The sequence below is a fragment of the Telluria sp. LT2P34 genome (genome assembly GCF_059685915.1).
Genome location: NZ_JCASIN010000002.1, coordinates 974,550 through 993,361, shown reverse-complemented (window position 1 = coordinate 993,361; position 18,812 = coordinate 974,550). Strand labels below are relative to the sequence as shown.

The following is an 18,812-nucleotide window of genomic DNA, read 5'->3' as shown; positions in this document are numbered from 1 at the left end:
GGCTCCGCCGCTCACGCGTTCAAATCACGTTTGAAGAGCCTGCGCGTCTGTTTTCCCGCTGCTTGAACGCGTGAGCGGGAGACCCGCCCACCCTACGGGTATGTCGGCAATGCAGCCCTACATCATCTCGCTGATGATCCCGACAATCTCGTCCCCGTATGACACCAGCTTCTTCTCGCCGACCCCGGTCACGCCGCGCAGCTGGTCGAGCGAAGTCGGCTTGACCTTGGCGATTTCGCGCAGGGTCGCATCCTGGAACACGACATAGGCCGGCACGCCGTGTTCGCGCGCGCAGCCCATGCGCCAGGAGCGCAGTCGCTCGAAGATGCCCTGTTCCGACTTCGACAATTCCATTTCTTCGTAGCTGCCCTTGGAGGCGGCAAAGGCGCGTTTCGGCTTGACCGGCTTCTGGTACTGGCGCAGCTGCACCTTCTGGCCGCCCTTGAGCACCGGGCGCGCCGCGTCGGTCAGTTTTAAGGAGCTATACGACTCGTGGTCGACCGTGATCAGCCCGGCTGCGATGACCTGGCGCACGATGGCGCGCCATTCCTGCTCGCCGAGGTCCTTGCCGATGCCGTAGACCGACAAGGCATCGTGGTGCCACTGGCTGATGCGGTCGGTTTGCACGCCGCGCAGCACGTCGATCACGTGGCCGGCGGCGAAGCGCTGGTCGACCCGGTAGATGGTCGAGAGCAGCTTTTGCACGGGCACCGTGGCATCCATGCTGATCGGCGGGATCAGGCAGGTGTCGCAATTGCCGCAGGGGCCGGAACGCTCGCCGAAATAGTCGAGCAGGCGCATGCGGCGGCAGGACAGGGTCTCGCACAGGCCGAGCATGGCGTCGAGTTTTACACCCAGCACGCGTTTGAATGTTTCGTCGGCTTCGGATTCGGCGATCATGCGCCGCTGCAGCACCACGTCCTGCAAGCCGTAGGCCATCCAGGCGCTGGCCGGCATTCCGTCGCGCCCGGCGCGGCCGGTCTCCTGGTAATAACCTTCGATACTCTTCGGCAGGTCGAGGTGGCAGACGAAGCGCACGTCCGGCTTGTCGATGCCCATGCCGAAAGCAATGGTCGCCACCATCACGATGCTTTCTTCACGCAGGAAGCGGGCCTGGTTGTCGGCGCGCTTGGCGTACTCCATGCCGGCGTGGTACGCCATCGCGCGGAGGCCGTTTTCGTTCAGGAAATCGGCCGTTTCCTCGACCTTTTTCCGCGACAGGCAATACACGATGCCCGAATCGCCCGGGTGTTCGGTCGAAATGAAATCGATCAGTTGCTTGCGCCCGGTGGTCTTTTCGACGATCTGGTAGCGGATGTTCGGGCGGTCGAAGGAAGATACGAACTTGCGCGCGTCGTCCAGTTGCAGACGGTGGGCGATTTCGTCGCGGGTTTGCTGGTCGGCGGTGGCGGTGAGGGCGATGCGCGGCACGTCGGGAAACTGCTCGTGCAGGATCGACAGGCGAATGTATTCGGGGCGGAAATCGTGACCCCATTGCGACACGCAGTGCGCCTCGTCGATGGCGAACAGGGAGATGCGCGAATCGTGGAACAAATCCAGGCAGCGCTGCGTCATCAGCCGCTCGGGCGCGACGTAGACCAGGTCGATGTCGCCGGTACGCACCAGGCGCTCGATGCGCAGCGTTTCCTCGAAGGTCTGGGTCGAGTTCAGGAAAGCGGCGCGCACGCCGACCTCTTCCAGGGCATCGACCTGGTCCTGCATCAACGCGATCAGCGGCGACACGACGACGCCGACGCCGTCGCGCAGCAGCGCCGGAATCTGGTAGCACAGGGACTTGCCGCCGCCGGTCGGCATCAGCACCAGCGCGTCGCCGCCGCCGGCCACGTGATGGACGATGTCGGCCTGGTTGCCGCGGAACGCGGGGTAGCCGAACACGGTCTGCAGCAGGTGCAGCGCGCGCGCCTCCGTGTCCTGAGCCTGGATCTCGGTGTTCATTGAATTGCTTTCGGCCTCATTCCGCCCACTCATTCAGCCCACTCATTCCGCCCAATTCACCAGCCCGTAATGGGCGGTGACCAGCACGATCACACCGAACACGATACGGTACCAGGCGAACACCGTGAAGTCGTGCGTGCTGATGTAGCGCAGTAACCAGCGCACGCAGAGGAAGGCCGAGGCGAACGCGGCCAGCGCGCCGAGCCCGAACATCGGTATATCGGCCATCGACAGCAGCGCGCGCTGCTTGAAGACGGAATAGGCGGTAGCGCCCAGCAAGGTCGGGATGGCAAGGAAGAACGAGAATTCCGTGGCCGCCTTGCGCGACAGGCCGAACAGCATGCCGCCGATGATGGTCGCACCCGAGCGGCTGGTGCCCGGAATCAGGGCAAAGGCCTGGGCGCAGCCGACCTTCAACGCGTCGAGCATGGTCATGTCGTCCACCGACTCGACACGCGCCACGCCCCCGGCCAGCTTCTTGTGGCGGCGCTCCGCATACAGGATGACGAAGGCGCCGAGGATGAAGGCCAGCGCCACCGGCACCGGCTTGAACAGTTCGGCGGTGATGGCCTTGCTGAACATCAGGCCGAGGATCGCCGCCGGCATGAAACCGATGAGCACGTTAAAAGCGAATTTCTGCTGCTTGCGGTCCGAGAAAATTCCGGCGAGCAGGAGCTTGATGCGTTCGCGGAATTCCCAGATCACGGCCAGCATGGCGCCGGTCTGGATCGCGATTTCGAAGACCTTGACTTTCTCGCCCGTAAAATTGAGCAAGCTGCCCGCCAGGATCAGGTGGCCGGTGGAAGAAATCGGAAGGAACTCGGTGAAGCCCTCGACCAGGCCCATGATGATTGCCTTGACGGCCAGAAGAATATCCATGAATCGCTTGCTTTGCTTTGTAAAAGGGGAGTGCGGGGTGGACGAACTGCGCGGGGTGGAAGCTTACCATGAGCACGCTGTCCGCCGTTGCCCCGGCTGTCCCGGGAAGGGTAATTTTGGCGAGAATTGTTGCGCTGTGTTATCGGCGCCGGTACTGCCCCGAGCGCGCTGCACGATATCGCTCGCGCATGTGCCACGCCGCCTTGCACATGCTAGACTGGATTTTATGAGTAACGCTGCCATCCACTGATGAGTATTGTTGTAATCCTGATCTTGCTGGCGCTTGCATGGTCGCTGCTGTCGTTCAAGCAGGTGGTCAATCCCTTCCGTACCCGGGCCTCCCAGGGACGTCTGTGGCGCCGTGCCTTTCCGTGGGCCACGAAAAAGCAGATCCGCGAATTTCTCGCCGTGTTTGCCGACGCCTTTGCCTTTCGCGACATCGACCAACTGAAATTCCGTCCCGACGACCAGCTGCTCGGCATCTATAAAACCCTGCATCCATCGAAGTGGCTATCCGACGCCGCCGAACTGCAAAAGCTCGCCGGCGAACTGCGTACGCGCTATGGCGTCGCCCTCGAGGAAGTCTGGGACGAGCACATGACGCTGGGCGCCTTGTTCGCCCATGTGCAAGGGTCCCGGCGCCGCGCCGTGGAATGACCTAGATGGATGTATTTACGCGCGTCACTTGCAATGGCGCGGGCAATGCTTATCTATTGGCAATGCTGAAACGCCAACTCAACTGGAAACGACCGCTCTTCTACTTGCTGCTGCCGGTTTTCCTCATCATGATTTTCCTCGGCTTTCCAATGCCCGTCGCGCCGCCGCCGGCAACGAAGCCAGCGCAGGAAATCTCGGTCACCGTCAAGAAGAAAAAGAAGGCAGGCCTGCACGGGACCCATCCCCGCTAGCCGCATCAAGGCCGGAAGACAGCGACGACGGGCCTGTTTTTTGGCTCGCACTAGCGGCCACACAGTGTGCGTATGGCTGTCTGCAAGCGGATGTGAAACAGCGAGCGCTGGCGGTAATTGATGAAGGTTCAGACCTGAGACGCTGGTCTGGCAAGCTGCTCGAAAAGAGGCGAGAGGTACTGGCGGAGCTTCGGGCAAAGCTGCTCGGCCCGCAGCCGAAGGCCCGGCGGCCCCGAAAGCTCAAGAAGATCGAACCTCCCCCGCACCATGAAGCGGCAGCGCCGGACGGGCTTGGCAAGGCAGTGGCATTCAGTATGCCTGGCGCGGACTTTATGCAGGTCTATGTGGAGCGGGAGGTCGGGACATCACGTGGCGGAGGGAGTGTGTTCGTTGCTTACTGCGCGTTCGACGACGTCGAGCTGGCTTGGATGCCGGGTCCGACATTATGCGTGACTTATCCCTCCGGAATTGTCGTGCAGCAGCAGGCAAGCAAGCATTTTTTTTGCGGAGAAATTATCCCTATTGTCTATCGGACGAGGGAGTAGGGAGCTGTATCGGTTTCTGTTATTTCCAGAAACGCCAATATTACCTTGCACGACGACGTAATGTCTCGGCTAGTTCCACACATCTCTTCCGACGGCTGCAGCCCGTCGCAAAACGCCGGCCGCTCCGGCTTGCCGAACACGCGGCAGCGGTTGTCCCCGTCGAGTTGCACGCAGTGTACGCCTGCCGGCTTGGCGGTAATTATGTTAAGAGATGACGAAAAAGTGTGCCTCTGCGCGCAAAGAGCAACCCGACATCGGTAGTCATCCGCCAGCTGCACACGTCGGACGACTGCGGGATGGCTGTTGACAATTGCTTATGATGGGCGCCGCGCTTACTGACAGGGAAAGGTGATATGGAACAGTTTCTTTGGATGCCGGGGAATGGTGTGGACCCTCTAGCCTTAGGGCGGCTCCGTGCACATTTCCCAAGGCCGACCGAGCCGATGGGAGAGGCCTGGTTCATGAGTGACGGACGACGAATGTTTCGTGAACTGCTGGGGAACCTCGACGAGATTACAACGCAGGACTTGCAGGAGCCTCTTGCGGAAATTGCAACCGGTACCGGTTCATTCGGCCCAATGGAGGAATGGAACACTTGGTACCACTACCTTCTTGGAGCAGTCCTCCCGCGTCACCATGATTCGTTCGTCTCGTATCTACTAGAATCATTGCTGACCGGGTTCATGGCCATCTACCCGAATGGAATCTATCGGGAACCATACAAAGGGTTTCGGGAAGACGTGCTTCTCACCCTAGGGCGGTGCATGATGGACAGCATGTGCTGGAACGGCTCGGATATCACTATCGGGAAGGTTTTGCGTCAGTCAAACAATAACCCGAACCAAGTCTGGGTCTGGTGGGATGCAAGCGGGGATTTCGCCGCGTCGATGTTCTTCTGCCTAAAGTATCTGCCGGAGTCTTCAGTCGAGCCGTGGCTACGTTCTGTCTTGAATATTCCTTCGCCGCACTGGCGCGCACAGGTCATCGTCTGGTTAGTCGGCGCGCATGGGATTCTGAACAGCGTCATACGGTGGCCGTCCGAATTTTCAATGGAGGCTCGACCATACATCGGCTGGGAGTGGTCGCATTGCCTAAAGGTCGAAATGGCCGCCAGGGACGACAGTGGCGCGCTGCCGGTGGCAACATTTATCCCAGCGGCTGCTCAAACCTCAGCATTGAACGTGGTTCAATCGTATTTCACTGAAGACCGGTTCCTGGAGTGGCTCGACTGTATTTCAACTGTTCCGTACCTTGAGGCGGAACTGGCTGAAATTCCTTCGACTTTCGCGACGCTCTACGTCCGACAAGCCGCCCACTTATGATTTGCGGCTTGGCCCGCCCATGTCCGCTCAGCAAACTATGGATTTCCTGTGACACGAAGCCGTTCCGCAGACTCTCAGAAAGAACTCATCAAATGGCTGAACTATCAATACCCCAGGACTTCCCATTAGATGCATTGGTGGGGCAGGAATTGAGCCAGGTTTGTATAGGGCGTCATCATTTGCGGATGAGCTTCATAAAATTGCGTGGTGTCGTCGCCGAAGTGCCAAAGTATCAAGACGGCGCGAATATTGATGTTGAAGCTGGATTCAGATTGCTCACCGCGTCGGGGCAAGTGGTCAGTGCCGCCAATTCTGATTTGGCGACCGGGACGGCAGGCCTTACTCAGCTCTTGGACCAAGCGGTGACAAGCGTGACGCGACTCCCAAACAACGAACTTCGCCTTCAGTTCTCTGATAATTCTGAGCTTGTCCTTCTGGTCGACTCGCAAGGCTTCGAGTCCTATCATCTGCATGTTGACGGTGAGTCAGTTGACGTAACGAAGGAGTGGTAAGCATCCACCGTGAGCGCCCATGAGCCAGCGGCTGTCGCTGACTACCCGGGCATGGTCGCGCGCTCCAACTCGTCAAGCCATCGAATAGCTTGGTCGCGGCTAGTCCCGCACATCTCCTCAGACGGTTGCAGTCCTGCACAGAATGCCGGACGTTCTGGCTTTCCGAAAATGAGACACCGATTGTCAACCCCAAGCTGAACGCATCTGGCCCCCGCAGGCTTCCCGTCAGGCATGCCAGGAATCGGGCTGGTGATCGAAGGGGCGGTGCAGCAGGCACCACAGTGGTCGCGGCAGTTCATGGTGTTCAGTGTGCGGCTTGGGAGAGCGCGCAGTATAGCCGGAGGCGCGCGCTGCGGACCCGGCCTTGCTGCTATGTTTGACGCATACCCACAACACGCAGAATGGAGCATCGCATGGCAAGGTCCTTGAAACCACTCGATCAGCAGGTCATTGTCCTTACCGGCGCCTCCAGCGGCATCGGCCTTGCCACCGCCCAGGACGCGGCGCGCCGTGGCGCCAAACTGGTGCTGGTGGCGCGCAGCGGCGATGTGCTCGAGGCCGTCGTCAGCGCTCTGGCCGGCGCCGGCGTCGAGGCCATCCATGTGGTGGCGGACGTGTCGCAGCGCGAGCAGGTGGAGGAGGTGGCGCGCCAGGCGCTGGCGCGTTTCGGCCGCATCGATACCTGGGTCAATTGCGCCGGCAGCACCATTTATGGCCGCCTGGACGAAGTGTCGGAGTCCGACAGCCGGCGCCTGTTCGACATCAATTTCTGGGGCATCGTCAACGGCTCGCTGACGGCCCTGCCGCACCTGCGCCTGACGGGCGGCGCCCTGATCAACGTCGGCAGCGAGGCTTCGGAACTTGCCATCCCCCTGCAAGGCATGTATTCGGCTACCAAGCATGCAGTGAAAGGTTTTACCGACGCCCTGCGCATCGAGATCGAGCATGTCGATGGCGCGCCGGTGTCGATCACCCTGATCGAGCCGACCGCGGTCGATACGCCGCTGCCCCAGCATGCACGCAACTACCTGGCGCATGAGCCGAAATTGCCGGCGCCGCAGATCGACCCGCACCAGGTGGCCGCGGCGATCCTCGACGCGGCCACCACGCCGGCCCGCAACGTCAAGGTCGGCGCCATGGCCAGCATCGACGTGACGCTGGAAAGGCTGGTGCCGGGGCTGGTGGACGTGCTGTCGGTGTTCCAGGTGCCGCGCCAGCAGACCGACGCGCGGCCGATCGATCCCGAAGGCTCGCTCTACAAATCGCGCGCCCAGGGGCGAATTTACGGCTGCGGCAACAGTAAAGGAAGGTAAGTCAGGCAGTCCCGACGCGGCGAGCGGGGCTTGCGCTTGACTACCCCCGGGCCGGGGTCTATATTCGATAGCTTATTATTAAGTTGTCGGACGGAAGCATGGAATGCCCACTTGACACCAAGCCGCGCTGGGAGCGCCGCAAGGAGGCACGTCCGCAAGAATTGCTGGCGGCGGCGATCGACCTGTTCGTCGAGCGCGGCTTTGCCTCGACCAGGCTCGAGGATGTCGCGCGCCGTGCCGGTGTCTCGAAAGGCACCCTGTATCTGTATTTCGAGAACAAGGAAGAGCTGTTCAAGGCGGTGGTGCGCAACAGCATCGTCCCCGTGATCGGCGACGCCGAGTCCTCGGTCGCCGAATTCGAGGGCCACAGCGCCGAGCTGCTGCGCAGCGTGATGATGGGCTGGTGGGACCGCATCGGCGCCCATAAAGTGTCCTGCATCATCAAGCTCGTCACGGCCGAAGCCGGCAATTTCCCGGAGCTGGCCACCTTCTACCAGGCCGAGGTCATCAACCGCGGCACGCGCATGATTTCAAGCATGCTCGAGCGCGGCATCGCACGCGGCGAATTCCGGTCGATCAATGTCGCCCAGGTCACCCAGGTGCTGGTCGCGCCCATGCTGATGCTGGTCACCTGGAAGCATTCGGTCGGCCCCTGCGAACGCGGTGCGCTCGAGCCCCTGGCCTTCCTCGACGCTTTCCTCGATATGGCCTTGAATGGCCTGCTACCGCCGCCCGGCGCCGCCGCCTGCGCGCCAGCTTGAGCTTTTTCAGGCGTTCACCCCTCTCAAACTGCAGACTGTCGCAATTTCGCGCGATCTCGATACTGTCCCGATAAGATGTACGTGTTGAAGCAGTTCAACGATAAAATATCGGATTATTTCTTTTCCACCGAGTATTAAGATGAATATCGAACAAGCCCGCTTCAACATGATCGAACAGCAAATCCGCCCCTGGAACGTGCTGGACCAGGAGGTCCTGGACCTGCTGCACGTGGTCAAGCGCGAAGAGTTCGTGCCGGCGGCTTACCAGAACCTGGCCTTTGCCGACGTCGAGATCCCGCTGCCGGGCGGCCAGTCGATGCTCGATCCGAAGATCGAAGCGCGCATCCTGCAGGAACTGAACCTGAAAAAACACGAGAACGTGCTGGAAATCGGCGCCGGCTCCGGCTACATGGCCGCCCTGATGGCGCACCGCGCGCGTCACGTCACCACCGTCGACATCTCGCCCGAACTCAAGGCGCTGGCCGAGCAGAACCTGGCCCGTGCCGGCATCGCGAATGTGACCGTGGTCGAAGGCAATGGCGCAGCCGGCTGGGAGCAGGGCGGACCGTTCGACGCGATCGTCATTTCCGGCGGCCTGGAAACCATCCCGGAAGCGTTTTTGAAAAGCGTCAAGGTCGGCGGGCGTATCGTCGCCATCGTCGGCCGTTCGCCAGCCATGAGCGCAGTGCTGGTGACACGTGTCGGCGAAGCCGCGTATGACACGGTCAAGCTGTTCGAAACGAACGTCAAGATGCTCTCGGGCGCACCGACCGTGTCGCGCTTCACGTTCTGAGGACACGATGCAGCACATGACCGCGCCGCAACTGGCCGAACGCCTGCAGGACGACAGCCAGCCGCGCCCGTTGCTGCTGGACGTGCGCGAGAACTGGGAATTCGAGACCTGCCACATCGCCGGCTCGACCCTGATCCCGATGCACCTGATTCCGATCCGCGCCGGTGAAATCGATGATGGGCAAGAGATTGTCTGTATTTGCCACCACGGCGCGCGCAGCATGCAGGTCGCAGCTTTCCTCGAACGCAACGGGTTCGAAAACGTAACGAATTTAACGGGCGGCGTACACGCCTGGGCCTTGCAGGTCGATCCGGCGATGCCGAAGTATTGACCTGTGTATTTCCCTTCCAACTTTTGATGACTCCGACGGAGACCGCAATGCAGAAATCCCTCATCGCCGTGCTGCTGGCCAGCGCTTTCGTGTCGCTCAATGCGCACGCGATCGACCTGGTCCAGGTATACCAGCAGGCCCTGGCCAACGACGCCACCTTCGCCAGCGCACGCGCAACGCTTGCGGCCGGGCGCGAACGCGTCACCCAGGGCCGGGCGGGGTTGCTGCCGACGGTCAGCCTGTCGGGCTCGACCGTCAGGAGCGACAGCGATTTTTCGCCTTTTAACGAAGGCGAGACCGTGGTCGTGGGCGGCGTGCCGACCCAGATCCGTTCCGGCGGCACCAACCTGACCACCAGCGAATACACGCTGGCGCTGAGCCAGCCGCTGTTCCGCTGGGACCGCTGGCAGACCTATGAGCAAAGCAAGCTCGTGCAAGCCATTGCCGAAGCCCAGTTTGCCCAGGCCCAGCAAGACCTGATCACGCGCGTGGCGCAAGCCTATTTCGACGTGCTGTCGGCCCAGGACACGCTGGAATCGACGCGCGCCCAGAAGAGCGCCGTGACCGAGCAGCTGGCCTCGGCCAAGCGCAACTTCGAGGTCGGCACCCAGACCATCACCGACACCCACGAGGCGCAGGCCGCCTACGACCTGACGGTGGCGCAGGAGTTTGCCGCCGTGAACGACCTGGACAACAAGCGCAGCGCGCTGCAGGCGATCATCGGCAACGAGCCGGGCGCACTGGCGCCGCTGCAGTCGGGCGTGACGCTGGCGCCGCCGCAGCCGGCCCTGGTCGACCCGTGGGTGTCGTCGGCCGAGAACCAGAACTATGGCGTGACGGTATCGCAGCTGTCGCTCGAGTCCGCCAAGCGCGACATCAAGCGCAACCGCGCCGGCCACTTGCCGACGCTCGACCTGGTCGCCGCCTCGAGCGGCCGCGACACGGGCGGGCGCATCCAGAACACCTCGGGCGACAGCCGCAACAACTCGATCGGCGTGCAGTGGAACGTGCCGATTTTTAACGGCTTTGCCGTCACCAGCCGCGTGCGCGAATCGATCGCCCTGGAAGACCGGGCTCGTAACGACCTCGAGGCGACGCGCCGCAATGCCGCCCTGCAGGCACGCCAGGCCTTCCTCGGTGTGAACAGCGGCCTGGCGCAGGTCAGGGCGCTGCAGGCGGCGGAAGTGTCGAGCCAGTCGGCGCTCGAATCGAACAAGCTGGGTTACCAGGTTGGCGTACGCATCAATATCGACGTGCTCAACGCCCAGCGCCAGCTGTACTCGACCCGCACCGACCTGGCGCGCGCCCGCTACAACACCATCCTGAACGGCCTGCGCCTGAAGGCTGCCTCCGGCTCGCTGCGCGAAGCGGATCTGGTGCCGGTGAATAACCTGCTGCAGAAGTAAATTTGCGGGCCCAGCCCTGCAAATGAAAAACGGCGCCGTGTTCGGCGCCGTTTTGCGTTAAGCGCTCCCTTCAATTTCTCGGCCGCAGCACGCCGAGTCCCTTGTTGGTCAGCACCGCGATGCCGCCATCGTCGGCCACCGCCAGCGCGCTCACCAGCACGGTGCCGGCCGGCAGGTTCCTGGTGCGCGCATTCAGGTCGACCGGGCCATAACTGGCCGACCAGGCCGCGGCATGCTCGGCGTTTGCCGCCGGGTTTGTCGACGAGCCGACAACCAGGCCCGCGCTGTTGATGGCGACCGCGTTCGCATAGCCGCTGCCGCCCAGGCTACCGAGGTCGCGCAGGGTGGTGCCGTCGTGCAGGAAGGCGGACTGGCGTCCGTCCGGATAGGTCATGTTGCCTACGATCAGTCCGGCTCCATTGAGCGCACGTGCCTCGGCGCTGCGCGCGCCCGGCAGCAGGCCGAGGTTGTGCATCGTGCCCGCTTCCCAGCAGAAAGCGTTCAGCACGCCGTCGGCGACACGCGCGTTGCCGATGATCTTGCCGGCATCGTTGATGTCCACCGCCATCGAGGAGTCGCCCAGCGAGCCGAGGTCCTGGATCGGCGCCCCAGTGCGGGCGTCGTAGAGGAAGGCGTGGTACCAGCTGTTGCCCGGGCCGTAAGCATAGCCGACCACCTGGCCTAGCGTGTTCATCGCCAGTGCGTAGGAACCGGTGCCGCCCAGGGTGCCGAGGTCGCGCATGCCGCCATTGTCGTTGTAGAAGGCATGCGTTTCGCCGTTAGTCGTGCGCGACCAGCCCGCCACCTTGCCGCAGGTGCTGATCGCAAAGCCGAAGGATTCGGCGCCGCCCAGCGTGCCCAGGTCGTGCATGACGCCGTCGTAATGGAAGGCATGCGCCAGGCCGTTCTGCTCCTGGGCCCAGCCGGCGATCTGGCCGCAGCGGTTGATCGAGAAGGCGTGTGCATCGCGCCCGCCGAAGGTGCCGAGGTCGAGCGTTTCCTTGCCGTTGTAATAGAAGGCGCGCGCGTTGCCGGCGGCGTCGCGTCCGGTGCCGGTGACGCGCATGCTCGTGGCGATGCCGCGCCGGTCGACTTCACCCCAGGTCATGCCGGGCAGGCCGATCGGGGCGAAATCGTAGAGCGGGCCGAGATCGACCGGCGGCGCCGGAGGAGGGGGAGGGGGTGGCGCAGGGTGGTGACCACCACTGCCACCGCCACCGCCACATCCTGCCAGCAGTGCCGCCAGCGCGAACGCCGCTACCGATGCCGCAGCGCGCGGCGATGTTGGAAAATAGACCGAAGGGGAAGTGAACATGGCGCGTCTCCATGGAAGAGTTGACAGGTCCAGTCTAGAACCGTCGCGCGCAAATCGTTCACGTAATGATGAGTTAACTTGGCGGCGGTCAAAGGCATCGTTGACCGTCGGTAAAAGCGGAATTTTGTTCTCAAAAGAAAAACGGCGCCATGGGCGCCGTTGCTTGGGTGCTGCGCGCCTTAGCTGCTCAGGCCGCCACCCATTTCGCTGTCCTTGCGCTGGATGAATTCGATCTTGTAGCCGTCCGGATCGGTGACGAAAGCAATCACGGTGCTGCCGCCCTTGACCGGCCCCGGCTCGCGCGTGATGTTGCCGCCGGCCGCGCGCACCGCGTCGCAAGTAGCGTAGATGTCGTCGGTCGAGAGGGCGATGTGGCCGTAGGCGGTGCCCATGTCGTAGCTGTCGACGCCGTGGTTGTAGGTCAGCTCGAGTTCGGCGTGGTCGGGATTGCTGCCGTAGCCGAGGAAGGCCAGCGTGTATTTGTATTCGGGATTGTCGCTGGTGCGCAGCAGTTTCATGCCGAGCAACCTGGTGTAAAAGTCGATCGAACGCTGCAGGTCGCCGACGCGAAGCATGGTGTGCAGGAGGCGCATGGATGTGGTCTTTCTGGTGAAATCGGAAACGACGATTCTATGCGTTTGGCCGATTTCTTGCAGGGGGCGAGGACCGCCCCCCGTGCAAGTTAACTCTCGAGGCGCGAGGTCATTGTGATCTTGGCATTCAGCAGCTTCGAGACCGGGCAGTTTTCCTTGGCCGTCTGGGCCGCCTGGTCAAACGCTTCCTGGCTGGCGCCAGCAATTTTTGCCACCAAGTCGAGGTGCACGGCGGTGATGGTAAAACCGTCGCCTTCCTTTTCCATCGACACCGTGGCCGTGGTGCGCAGTTCCTGGGCCGTCATGCCGGCCTTGCCGAGCTGGCCCGACAGCGCCATCGTGAAGCAGCCGGCGTGGGCCGCGCCGATCAGTTCTTCCGGATTGGTGCCGGGGCCGTCTTCGAAGCGGGTATTGAAACCGTATTGCGCGTCCTTGAGGGCGCCGCTACCGGTCGTGACCGCACCTTTGCCGTCCTTGATGCCGCCGCTCCAGACGGCGCTGCCGTTGCGTTTGATTGTCATTGTTTTCCTCTTAGCGGTTGTCGGTCGGCAGGGGCTCGACCGAATCGTGATCGCGCATCGAACGATGGCGGTCGGGTTGCGGGTTGGCCTGGCCGGTGGCGCCGGGCGCCGGATCGACCGCTTCGCTGATGCCCGGCGTGTTGCGCGCGTCGGTATCGACCAGCCCCTGCGCCAGGTCTTCGGCGGCCTGCTTCATGATGCCGCGCGGCTCCATTTCCTGGCCATCGGGCGACTCGTCGCGCTCGTGCGGCTGGCGCTTGACGCCGTCGTTTTGAATCTTCGCATCGGTATTGACGAAGCGATCTTTAGTTTCGGTAACCATACATGCTCTCCTGTGACTGTTGCATGAATCCTAACCGCTCGAACCGAGCGGGGTCGCGCAATTGGATGATGCTTTTTTGCAATTAACTGGATACCATGAGGGCTTCGCCATTCTTGCCGGACGCCGCCTTGGAAAACGACCTCGCACCGCACGCCGCCATCCACTGCCCCAACTGCGGCGCACGCATCGCCGGCCAGTTCTGCCAGGGCTGCGGGCAAGCGGCGCAGCTGCATGTGCCGAGCGCGCGCGAATTCCTGCACGAGTTCATCGCCCACTACGTGGCGCTGGAAGGCAAGCTGTGGAGATCGCTGGCGCTGCTGGTGTTCCGGCCGGGCCGTCTGACGCGCGATTACATCGACGGCAAGCGCGCCCGCTATGTCGAGCCGCTGCGCTTGTACCTCAGCTTCAGCATCATCTTTTTCGCCGTCTTCAAGCTCAGTGGAGTCAGCGTCGGCAGTGACACGCCGGAGTCCGCGCCGGCACAGGGGGCAGGCGCTTCGGCGGAGCAAGTGGCGGGCAAGCCTAGGGATGCCGTCGGGGCCCCGGCGCCCCGTGCGCGCGAACAGGCAGCGAAAGAACAGCAGGGCGATCGGCGCAACGATTCAAACACGGGCCTGGTGACCCTGGATAAGGGCGACGACAAGAAGCTGGAAGAATTCGCGGCCTCCGTCCATCCCGCACTGAGCAAGAAGGTCGCGCATTTCTTCAGCCTGTCTGAGCAAGCGCGACAGGACACGCTGCTGCGCGCCCTGTCGAGCTATGCGCCGTATGCGATCTTCGCCGTGATGCCACTCTTTGCCGCCTTCCTCAAGCTGCTGTATTTCCGTTCAGGCCGGCGTTATGGCGAACACCTGCTGTTTGCGCTGCACACAAACGCCTTTGCCTTCCTGGCGCTGAGCCTGTGGATGCTGGTGCCGGACTTTATTCCCCTGGTTGGCTTCCTGCTCGGCGTGTGGCTGGTGTTCTACCTGCCGACCGCGATGCGCAAGGTGTACGGGGGCGGGCGGCTTGCCACGGCGCTGCGCTGGATCGTCCTGCTGGCCATGCACATGGTCAGCATTGTGCTGGCAATTGCCGCCGTCGCCGCCCTGGCCGTGATCGCCTGATCTTGCCGTTTCACGCCCTGCGCATCTATACTGTGATTTTGTACAGTATTTGATGCGCGGCCGGGTGGCAGCCATGGGGATTATCGGTTAATCTCCAGCGTGTCCGCCCATCCATCGCCGAGAACCCTATGCCCCTGACACCCGAATCGCAGTCGATCATCGCGCTCGTGGTGCGGCAAAACACGGCCGGCATCGAAGGACCCGTCACGAAGGTGCTGGCCTTCCTGAAAGACGCCGGGCACCGCGTCGTGTTTGAAACCGATACCGCCGCTTACCTCGGCATCCCCGGCATCGAGGCGATGACGGTGAGCGAGATCGGCGAGCACGCCACGCTCGCCATCGTCATGGGCGGCGATGGCACCATGCTCGGCATCGCGCGCCAGTTGGCCAAATACGACATTGCGCTGATCGGCATCAACCTCGGCCGGCTTGGTTTCATTACCGATATTCCGGTCGAGCGCATGCTGCCGGCGCTCGGCGAAATTTTGCAGGGCAAGGCCACCTCCGAAAACCGTTCGCTGCTCGAAGGACGGGTAATGCGCGGCGGCGAAATGATTTTTTGCGGCGCCGCCGTCAACGACGTGGTGGTGGCGCGCGGCAGCGGCGCCGGCATGGTCGAACTGAAAGTGACGGTCGACGGCCACTTCATGTACAACCAGCGCTCGGACGGCCTGATTGTGTCCACGCCAACCGGTTCCACCGCCTATGCGCTGTCGGCCGGCGGCCCGCTGCTGCACCCGAGCCTGCAAGGCATCGTGCTGGTGCCGATCGCCCCGCATGCGCTGTCGAACCGCCCGATCGCAATTCCCGACACCAGCGAAATCGTGGTCGAGATCGTCAGCGGACGCGATGTGTCGGTGAACTTCGACATGCAGACCTTCGCCAGCCTGCAGCACGGCGACGAAATCATCATCTCGCGTTCGCCCAACACCATCACCTTCCTGCATCCGGAAGGCTGGAGCTATTACCATACGCTGCGCGAAAAGCTGCACTGGCATGAATATCCTTCCAGCGACGGCAAGCTCAAATAACGCTTCAACAGAATAATTCGGGAGACCTGTTTTTTCATGCTGCGCACACTGACCATCCGCGACTTCGTCATCGTCGACGCCATCGAACTCGAATTCGCCCGTGGATTCTCGGTACTCACCGGCGAGACCGGGGCCGGCAAGTCGATCCTGATCGACGCCTTGCAGCTGGCCCTCGGCGGGCGCGGCGACGCCAGCATGGTGCGTGAAGGCGCGGCCAAAGCCGACATCACGGCCGACTTCGCCGTGACCGAGTCCGCCACCAGCTGGCTCGAGCAGCACGAGTTCGCCAGCGACGAAGGCGGCGCCTTGCTGCGCCGCGTGATCGACAATGCCGGCCGTTCCAAGGCCTATATCAATGGCGTCGCGGCCACCGCCGGCCAGTTGCGCGAGCTGGGAGAATTGCTGGTCGACATCCACGGCCAGCACGCGCACCAGAGCCTGCTGAAATCCGACGCCCAGCGCGCCTTGCTCGACAATCAGATCGTCATGCGCGACCCGCTTGCCGCCGCCGAGGCGCAGGAAGTGGCCTTGGCCTGGCGCGCCTGGCGCGCGCTGTCGCGCCAGCGCGAAGAATATGAAACCAATGCCAAGAACGTGCTGATCGAGCGCGAGCGGCTGGAATGGCAGGTGAGCGAACTCGACAAGCTGGCGCCGAAAGCCGGCGAGTGGCTTGACATCACCAACGAACACAGCCGTCTGTCGCACGCCGCCAGCCTGATCGAGGGCGCGCAGGAAGCGCTGGCCGCGATTTCCGAATCGGACCACCCGATCCTCTCGCAGCTCAGTTCGTTGAACACGAAGCTGGGCAAGCTGGTCGACGTCGACGCCGAGCTGCAAACCGTGCTCGACTGCATGGAACCGGCCCGCATCCAGCTGCAGGAAGCCGTGTATGCGCTCAACAGCTATATCGACAAGGTCGAACTCGACCCGGCGCGCCTGCGCGAAGTCGATTCGCGCATGGACGCGCTGCACAGCGCCGCCCGCAAATACCACGTGACGCCCGAAGAACTGCATGAAGAACATGCGGCGCTGGCGCTGAAACTGCGCCAGCTGGCCGACGCCAGCGACATGGACGGTTTAAAACGCCAGGAAGCGAAAGCGGAAGCCGCCTACCGCGAGGTCGCCGCACGCCTCTCAAGGCGCCGCGCCGGCGCCTCCAAAACGCTGGGCGAGCAGGTAACGAGCGCCATGCAGGAACTGAGCATGGGCGGCGGGCGCTTCGAAGTCGCGCTCAATCCCGCCGAACCGGGCGCACATGGCCTGGAACAAGTCGAATTCCTGGTCGCCGGCCACGCCGGCGTCGTCGCACGTCCGCTGGCGAAGGTCGCCTCGGGCGGCGAACTGGCGCGCATCTCGCTGGCAATTTCCGTCATCACCTCGAACGCTACCACCACTCCCACCTTGATCTTCGACGAAGTCGACAGCGGCATCGGCGGCGGCGTGGCCGAAGTGGTCGGCCGCCTCCTGAAACGCCTGGGCCAGGAACGGCAGGTGCTGTGCGTGACTCACCTGCCGCAGGTGGCCAGCCAGGCCAACCAGCATTTCCAGGTCGCCAAGGGCACGACCGGGGAAGGGCGCACCGTCTCGCGCATCGAGGTACTGAACAACCGGGCGCGCGTGGAGGAAGTAGCGCGCATGCTGGGCGGGATCGAGATTACGGAGACGACCAGGAAGCATGCGCGGGAGCTGCTGGCTTCTTGAGAAGGGCTCGAACCGTTGTCAGCGGCGCTGGATGCGTGACTGCTACGCCTGTTTTTCCGACGTTGTTGCTTGCTTTCGCCTTACGAACGCCTGAGTGGTTCCCGTCGTCTCATTCAGCACAACGGCTTTTGTTTCCAAATAGGGTTGAGCCCGCACCAGTTCGCCTAATTTTTCGAAACCGTAATTGCGTGCGTCAAAGTCGGGATTGGTCTTGGTGATCAAGGATCCGATAGTGGATAAGAGCGACCATCCGTCATCACGCATTGCGGCGCTAACAGCGCTGAGGAGGACGCCTTTTATCGGTTTCGCGGCTACTGGTTCAGGCGGTTTCAACGATGCAGAGGCCGTGTCACTAACGTTGACGCGCAGGATCTCGGTATAGACGAACTTGTCGCAAGCCGCGACGAAAGGTTGTGGCGTTTTCTTTTCACCGAATCCATATACTGCCAGGCCCGACTCACGGATACGCGTGGCGAGTCGAGTGAAATCACTGTCCGACGATACCAGGCAGAAGCCATCAACACGCCCAGAATGCAGCAGGTCCATCGCATCGATGATCAAGCATGAGTCGGTGGCATTCTTGCCGCTGGTATAGCTGAATTGCTGAACTGGTTGCACGGCGTAGGCATTCAGTGACTCCTTCCAGCCTTTGAGATTTGGCGTCGTCCAGTCACCGTAGACGCGTTTGACGGTAGCGATGCCATACCTGGAGATTTCTGCCAAGAGCTGCGCCACAATTGACGACTGCGCATTATCTGCATCGATAAGCACTGCAAGTCTTTGATTTTCTCGATTTGCCTGATTTCCCATATATCTTCCTCACAGTTGAATCGACAGCTAGCAAGTGGATGTAGCCGAAGATCAGTCTATCTATTCCGGCACTGTCACGACAAGCTAATATTCCAGGAGCATAGCGAAGCGCGATATGCTCTGTACCGGGCGCTCTGTCTCTCACCCCTCTGCCACAATCTCCTTCCAACTAATAAGAGGAGGCTCCGATGAGCATCGACAAAGTCCTGTACCGCGCCAAAGCCACGTCCCAGGGCGGCCGCGAAGGCAGTTCGCGCAGCGACAACGGCGTGCTGGACCTGAAACTCACGACGCCGAAGGAACTCGGCGGCAATGGCGCAGAAGGCACCAATCCCGAGCAATTGTTCGCGGCCGGCTATTCGGCCTGCTTCCTGGGCGCGCTGAAATTCGTCGCCGGCCAGCAGAAAGTGACGCTGCCGCAAGACCTGACGGTGACCGGGGATGTCGGCATCGGCCCGATTCCAACCGGTTTCGGCATCGAAGTCGATCTCGCCATCCATGGCCCGGGCATGGAGCAGGGGCAGTTGCAGGAGCTGGTCGACAAGGCGCATATCGTGTGCCCGTACTCGAATGCGACGCGCAACAACATCGACGTGCGCCTGAAGGTCACCACCTGAGGATGACGTGCCAGCCGGCTAAGCGTGGTAGCGCTGCGACGCTATCACGGCAACAACATTGCCAAACAGC

General features: G+C 62.2%; 22 protein-coding genes. 14 read left to right on the top strand and 8 right to left on the bottom strand.

Annotated features, from left to right (window positions below):
• Positions 1–117: 117 nt before the first annotated feature.
• A complete protein-coding gene (gene recQ, locus AC56KZ_RS10330) occupies positions 118–1,956 on the bottom strand; it encodes a DNA helicase RecQ (RefSeq protein ID WP_497162064.1) in 1,839 nt (612 codons plus the stop codon).
• 42 nt (positions 1,957–1,998) lie between these two features.
• Positions 1,999–2,835, bottom strand: coding sequence for an undecaprenyl-diphosphate phosphatase (locus AC56KZ_RS10325; RefSeq protein WP_497162063.1), 837 nt, complete (start codon positions 2,833–2,835; stop codon positions 1,999–2,001).
• 249 nt (positions 2,836–3,084) lie between these two features.
• Between AC56KZ_RS10325 and AC56KZ_RS10320 the strand changes: the two genes are divergently transcribed.
• From AC56KZ_RS10320 to AC56KZ_RS10300, 5 genes are all read left to right on the top strand, one after another.
• The gene (locus AC56KZ_RS10320; protein ID WP_497162062.1) at positions 3,085–3,492 is read left to right on the top strand and encodes a hypothetical protein; all 408 of its coding nucleotides are present in this window, start codon (positions 3,085–3,087) and stop codon (positions 3,490–3,492) included.
• Positions 3,493–3,497: 5 nt separating this feature from the next.
• A complete protein-coding gene (locus AC56KZ_RS10315) occupies positions 3,498–3,743 on the top strand; it encodes a hypothetical protein (protein ID WP_497162061.1) in 246 nt (81 codons plus the stop codon).
• A 92-nt stretch (positions 3,744–3,835) separates the two neighbouring features.
• Positions 3,836–4,288: a hypothetical protein gene (locus AC56KZ_RS10310; RefSeq protein ID WP_497162060.1), complete on the top strand. Its 453-nt coding sequence runs from the start codon at positions 3,836–3,838 to the stop codon at positions 4,286–4,288.
• A 479-nt stretch (positions 4,289–4,767) separates the two neighbouring features.
• Complete coding sequence (locus AC56KZ_RS10305) at positions 4,768–5,610, top strand: hypothetical protein (RefSeq protein WP_497162059.1); 843 nt, start codon at positions 4,768–4,770, stop codon at positions 5,608–5,610.
• Positions 5,611–5,702: 92 nt separating this feature from the next.
• A complete protein-coding gene (locus AC56KZ_RS10300) occupies positions 5,703–6,122 on the top strand; it encodes a hypothetical protein (protein WP_497162058.1) in 420 nt (139 codons plus the stop codon).
• Positions 6,123–6,163: 41 nt separating this feature from the next.
• On the opposite strand, the gene AC56KZ_RS10295 is transcribed toward AC56KZ_RS10300, so the two are convergent.
• Positions 6,164–6,421: a YkgJ family cysteine cluster protein gene (locus AC56KZ_RS10295; RefSeq protein ID WP_497162057.1), complete on the bottom strand. Its 258-nt coding sequence runs from the start codon at positions 6,419–6,421 to the stop codon at positions 6,164–6,166.
• A gap of 126 nt (positions 6,422–6,547) precedes the next feature.
• Here AC56KZ_RS10295 and AC56KZ_RS10290 point away from each other — a divergent pair, with 126 nt between their 5' ends.
• From AC56KZ_RS10290 to AC56KZ_RS10270, 5 genes are all read left to right on the top strand, one after another.
• Positions 6,548–7,435, top strand: coding sequence for an SDR family oxidoreductase (locus AC56KZ_RS10290; protein WP_497162056.1), 888 nt, complete (start codon positions 6,548–6,550; stop codon positions 7,433–7,435).
• A gap of 98 nt (positions 7,436–7,533) precedes the next feature.
• Entirely contained in the window at positions 7,534–8,196 is a 663-nt protein-coding gene (locus AC56KZ_RS10285; protein WP_497162055.1) for a TetR/AcrR family transcriptional regulator, read from the top strand.
• Positions 8,197–8,335: 139 nt separating this feature from the next.
• Complete coding sequence (locus AC56KZ_RS10280; protein ID WP_497162054.1) at positions 8,336–8,989, top strand: protein-L-isoaspartate O-methyltransferase family protein; 654 nt, start codon at positions 8,336–8,338, stop codon at positions 8,987–8,989.
• Positions 8,990–8,996: 7 nt separating this feature from the next.
• Entirely contained in the window at positions 8,997–9,320 is a 324-nt protein-coding gene (locus AC56KZ_RS10275) for a rhodanese-like domain-containing protein (protein WP_497162053.1), read from the top strand.
• Between the two features lie 47 nt (positions 9,321–9,367).
• Positions 9,368–10,726, top strand: a complete 1,359-nt coding sequence (locus tag AC56KZ_RS10270) for a TolC family outer membrane protein (RefSeq protein ID WP_497162052.1) — start codon at positions 9,368–9,370, stop codon at positions 10,724–10,726.
• A 70-nt stretch (positions 10,727–10,796) separates the two neighbouring features.
• Here the strand turns inward: AC56KZ_RS10270 and AC56KZ_RS10265 are convergent, their stop codons facing one another.
• From AC56KZ_RS10265 to AC56KZ_RS10250, 4 genes are all read right to left on the bottom strand, one after another.
• Positions 10,797–12,041, bottom strand: coding sequence for a hypothetical protein (locus tag AC56KZ_RS10265; protein ID WP_497162051.1), 1,245 nt, complete (start codon positions 12,039–12,041; stop codon positions 10,797–10,799).
• Positions 12,042–12,220: 179 nt separating this feature from the next.
• Positions 12,221–12,634: a lactoylglutathione lyase gene (gene gloA / locus AC56KZ_RS10260; RefSeq protein WP_497162050.1), complete on the bottom strand. Its 414-nt coding sequence runs from the start codon at positions 12,632–12,634 to the stop codon at positions 12,221–12,223.
• An 89-nt stretch (positions 12,635–12,723) separates the two neighbouring features.
• Positions 12,724–13,155 (bottom strand): OsmC family protein, encoded by a 432-nt coding sequence (locus AC56KZ_RS10255; RefSeq protein WP_497162049.1) that lies wholly within the window; start codon positions 13,153–13,155, stop codon positions 12,724–12,726.
• 10 nt (positions 13,156–13,165) lie between these two features.
• Complete coding sequence (locus tag AC56KZ_RS10250; RefSeq protein ID WP_497162048.1) at positions 13,166–13,477, bottom strand: hypothetical protein; 312 nt, start codon at positions 13,475–13,477, stop codon at positions 13,166–13,168.
• A gap of 95 nt (positions 13,478–13,572) precedes the next feature.
• On the opposite strand from AC56KZ_RS10250, the gene AC56KZ_RS10245 reads away from it, so the two are divergent.
• The 3 genes from AC56KZ_RS10245 to recN all read left to right on the top strand — a co-directional run bounded on the left by AC56KZ_RS10245 (position 13,573) and on the right by recN (position 17,315).
• The gene (locus tag AC56KZ_RS10245; protein ID WP_497162047.1) at positions 13,573–14,583 is read left to right on the top strand and encodes a DUF3667 domain-containing protein; all 1,011 of its coding nucleotides are present in this window, start codon (positions 13,573–13,575) and stop codon (positions 14,581–14,583) included.
• 128 nt (positions 14,584–14,711) lie between these two features.
• A complete protein-coding gene (locus tag AC56KZ_RS10240) occupies positions 14,712–15,614 on the top strand; it encodes an NAD kinase (protein WP_497162046.1) in 903 nt (300 codons plus the stop codon).
• Between the two features lie 36 nt (positions 15,615–15,650).
• Entirely contained in the window at positions 15,651–17,315 is a 1,665-nt protein-coding gene (gene recN, locus AC56KZ_RS10235; protein ID WP_497162045.1) for a DNA repair protein RecN, read from the top strand.
• 42 nt (positions 17,316–17,357) lie between these two features.
• Here the strand turns inward: recN and AC56KZ_RS10230 are convergent, their stop codons facing one another.
• The gene (locus AC56KZ_RS10230; protein ID WP_497162044.1) at positions 17,358–18,125 is read right to left on the bottom strand and encodes an NYN domain-containing protein; all 768 of its coding nucleotides are present in this window, start codon (positions 18,123–18,125) and stop codon (positions 17,358–17,360) included.
• 188 nt (positions 18,126–18,313) lie between these two features.
• Here AC56KZ_RS10230 and AC56KZ_RS10225 point away from each other — a divergent pair, with 188 nt between their 5' ends.
• Positions 18,314–18,742, top strand: a complete 429-nt coding sequence (locus AC56KZ_RS10225; RefSeq protein ID WP_497162043.1) for an organic hydroperoxide resistance protein — start codon at positions 18,314–18,316, stop codon at positions 18,740–18,742.
• The last annotated feature ends 70 nt before the right edge of the window (positions 18,743–18,812 follow it).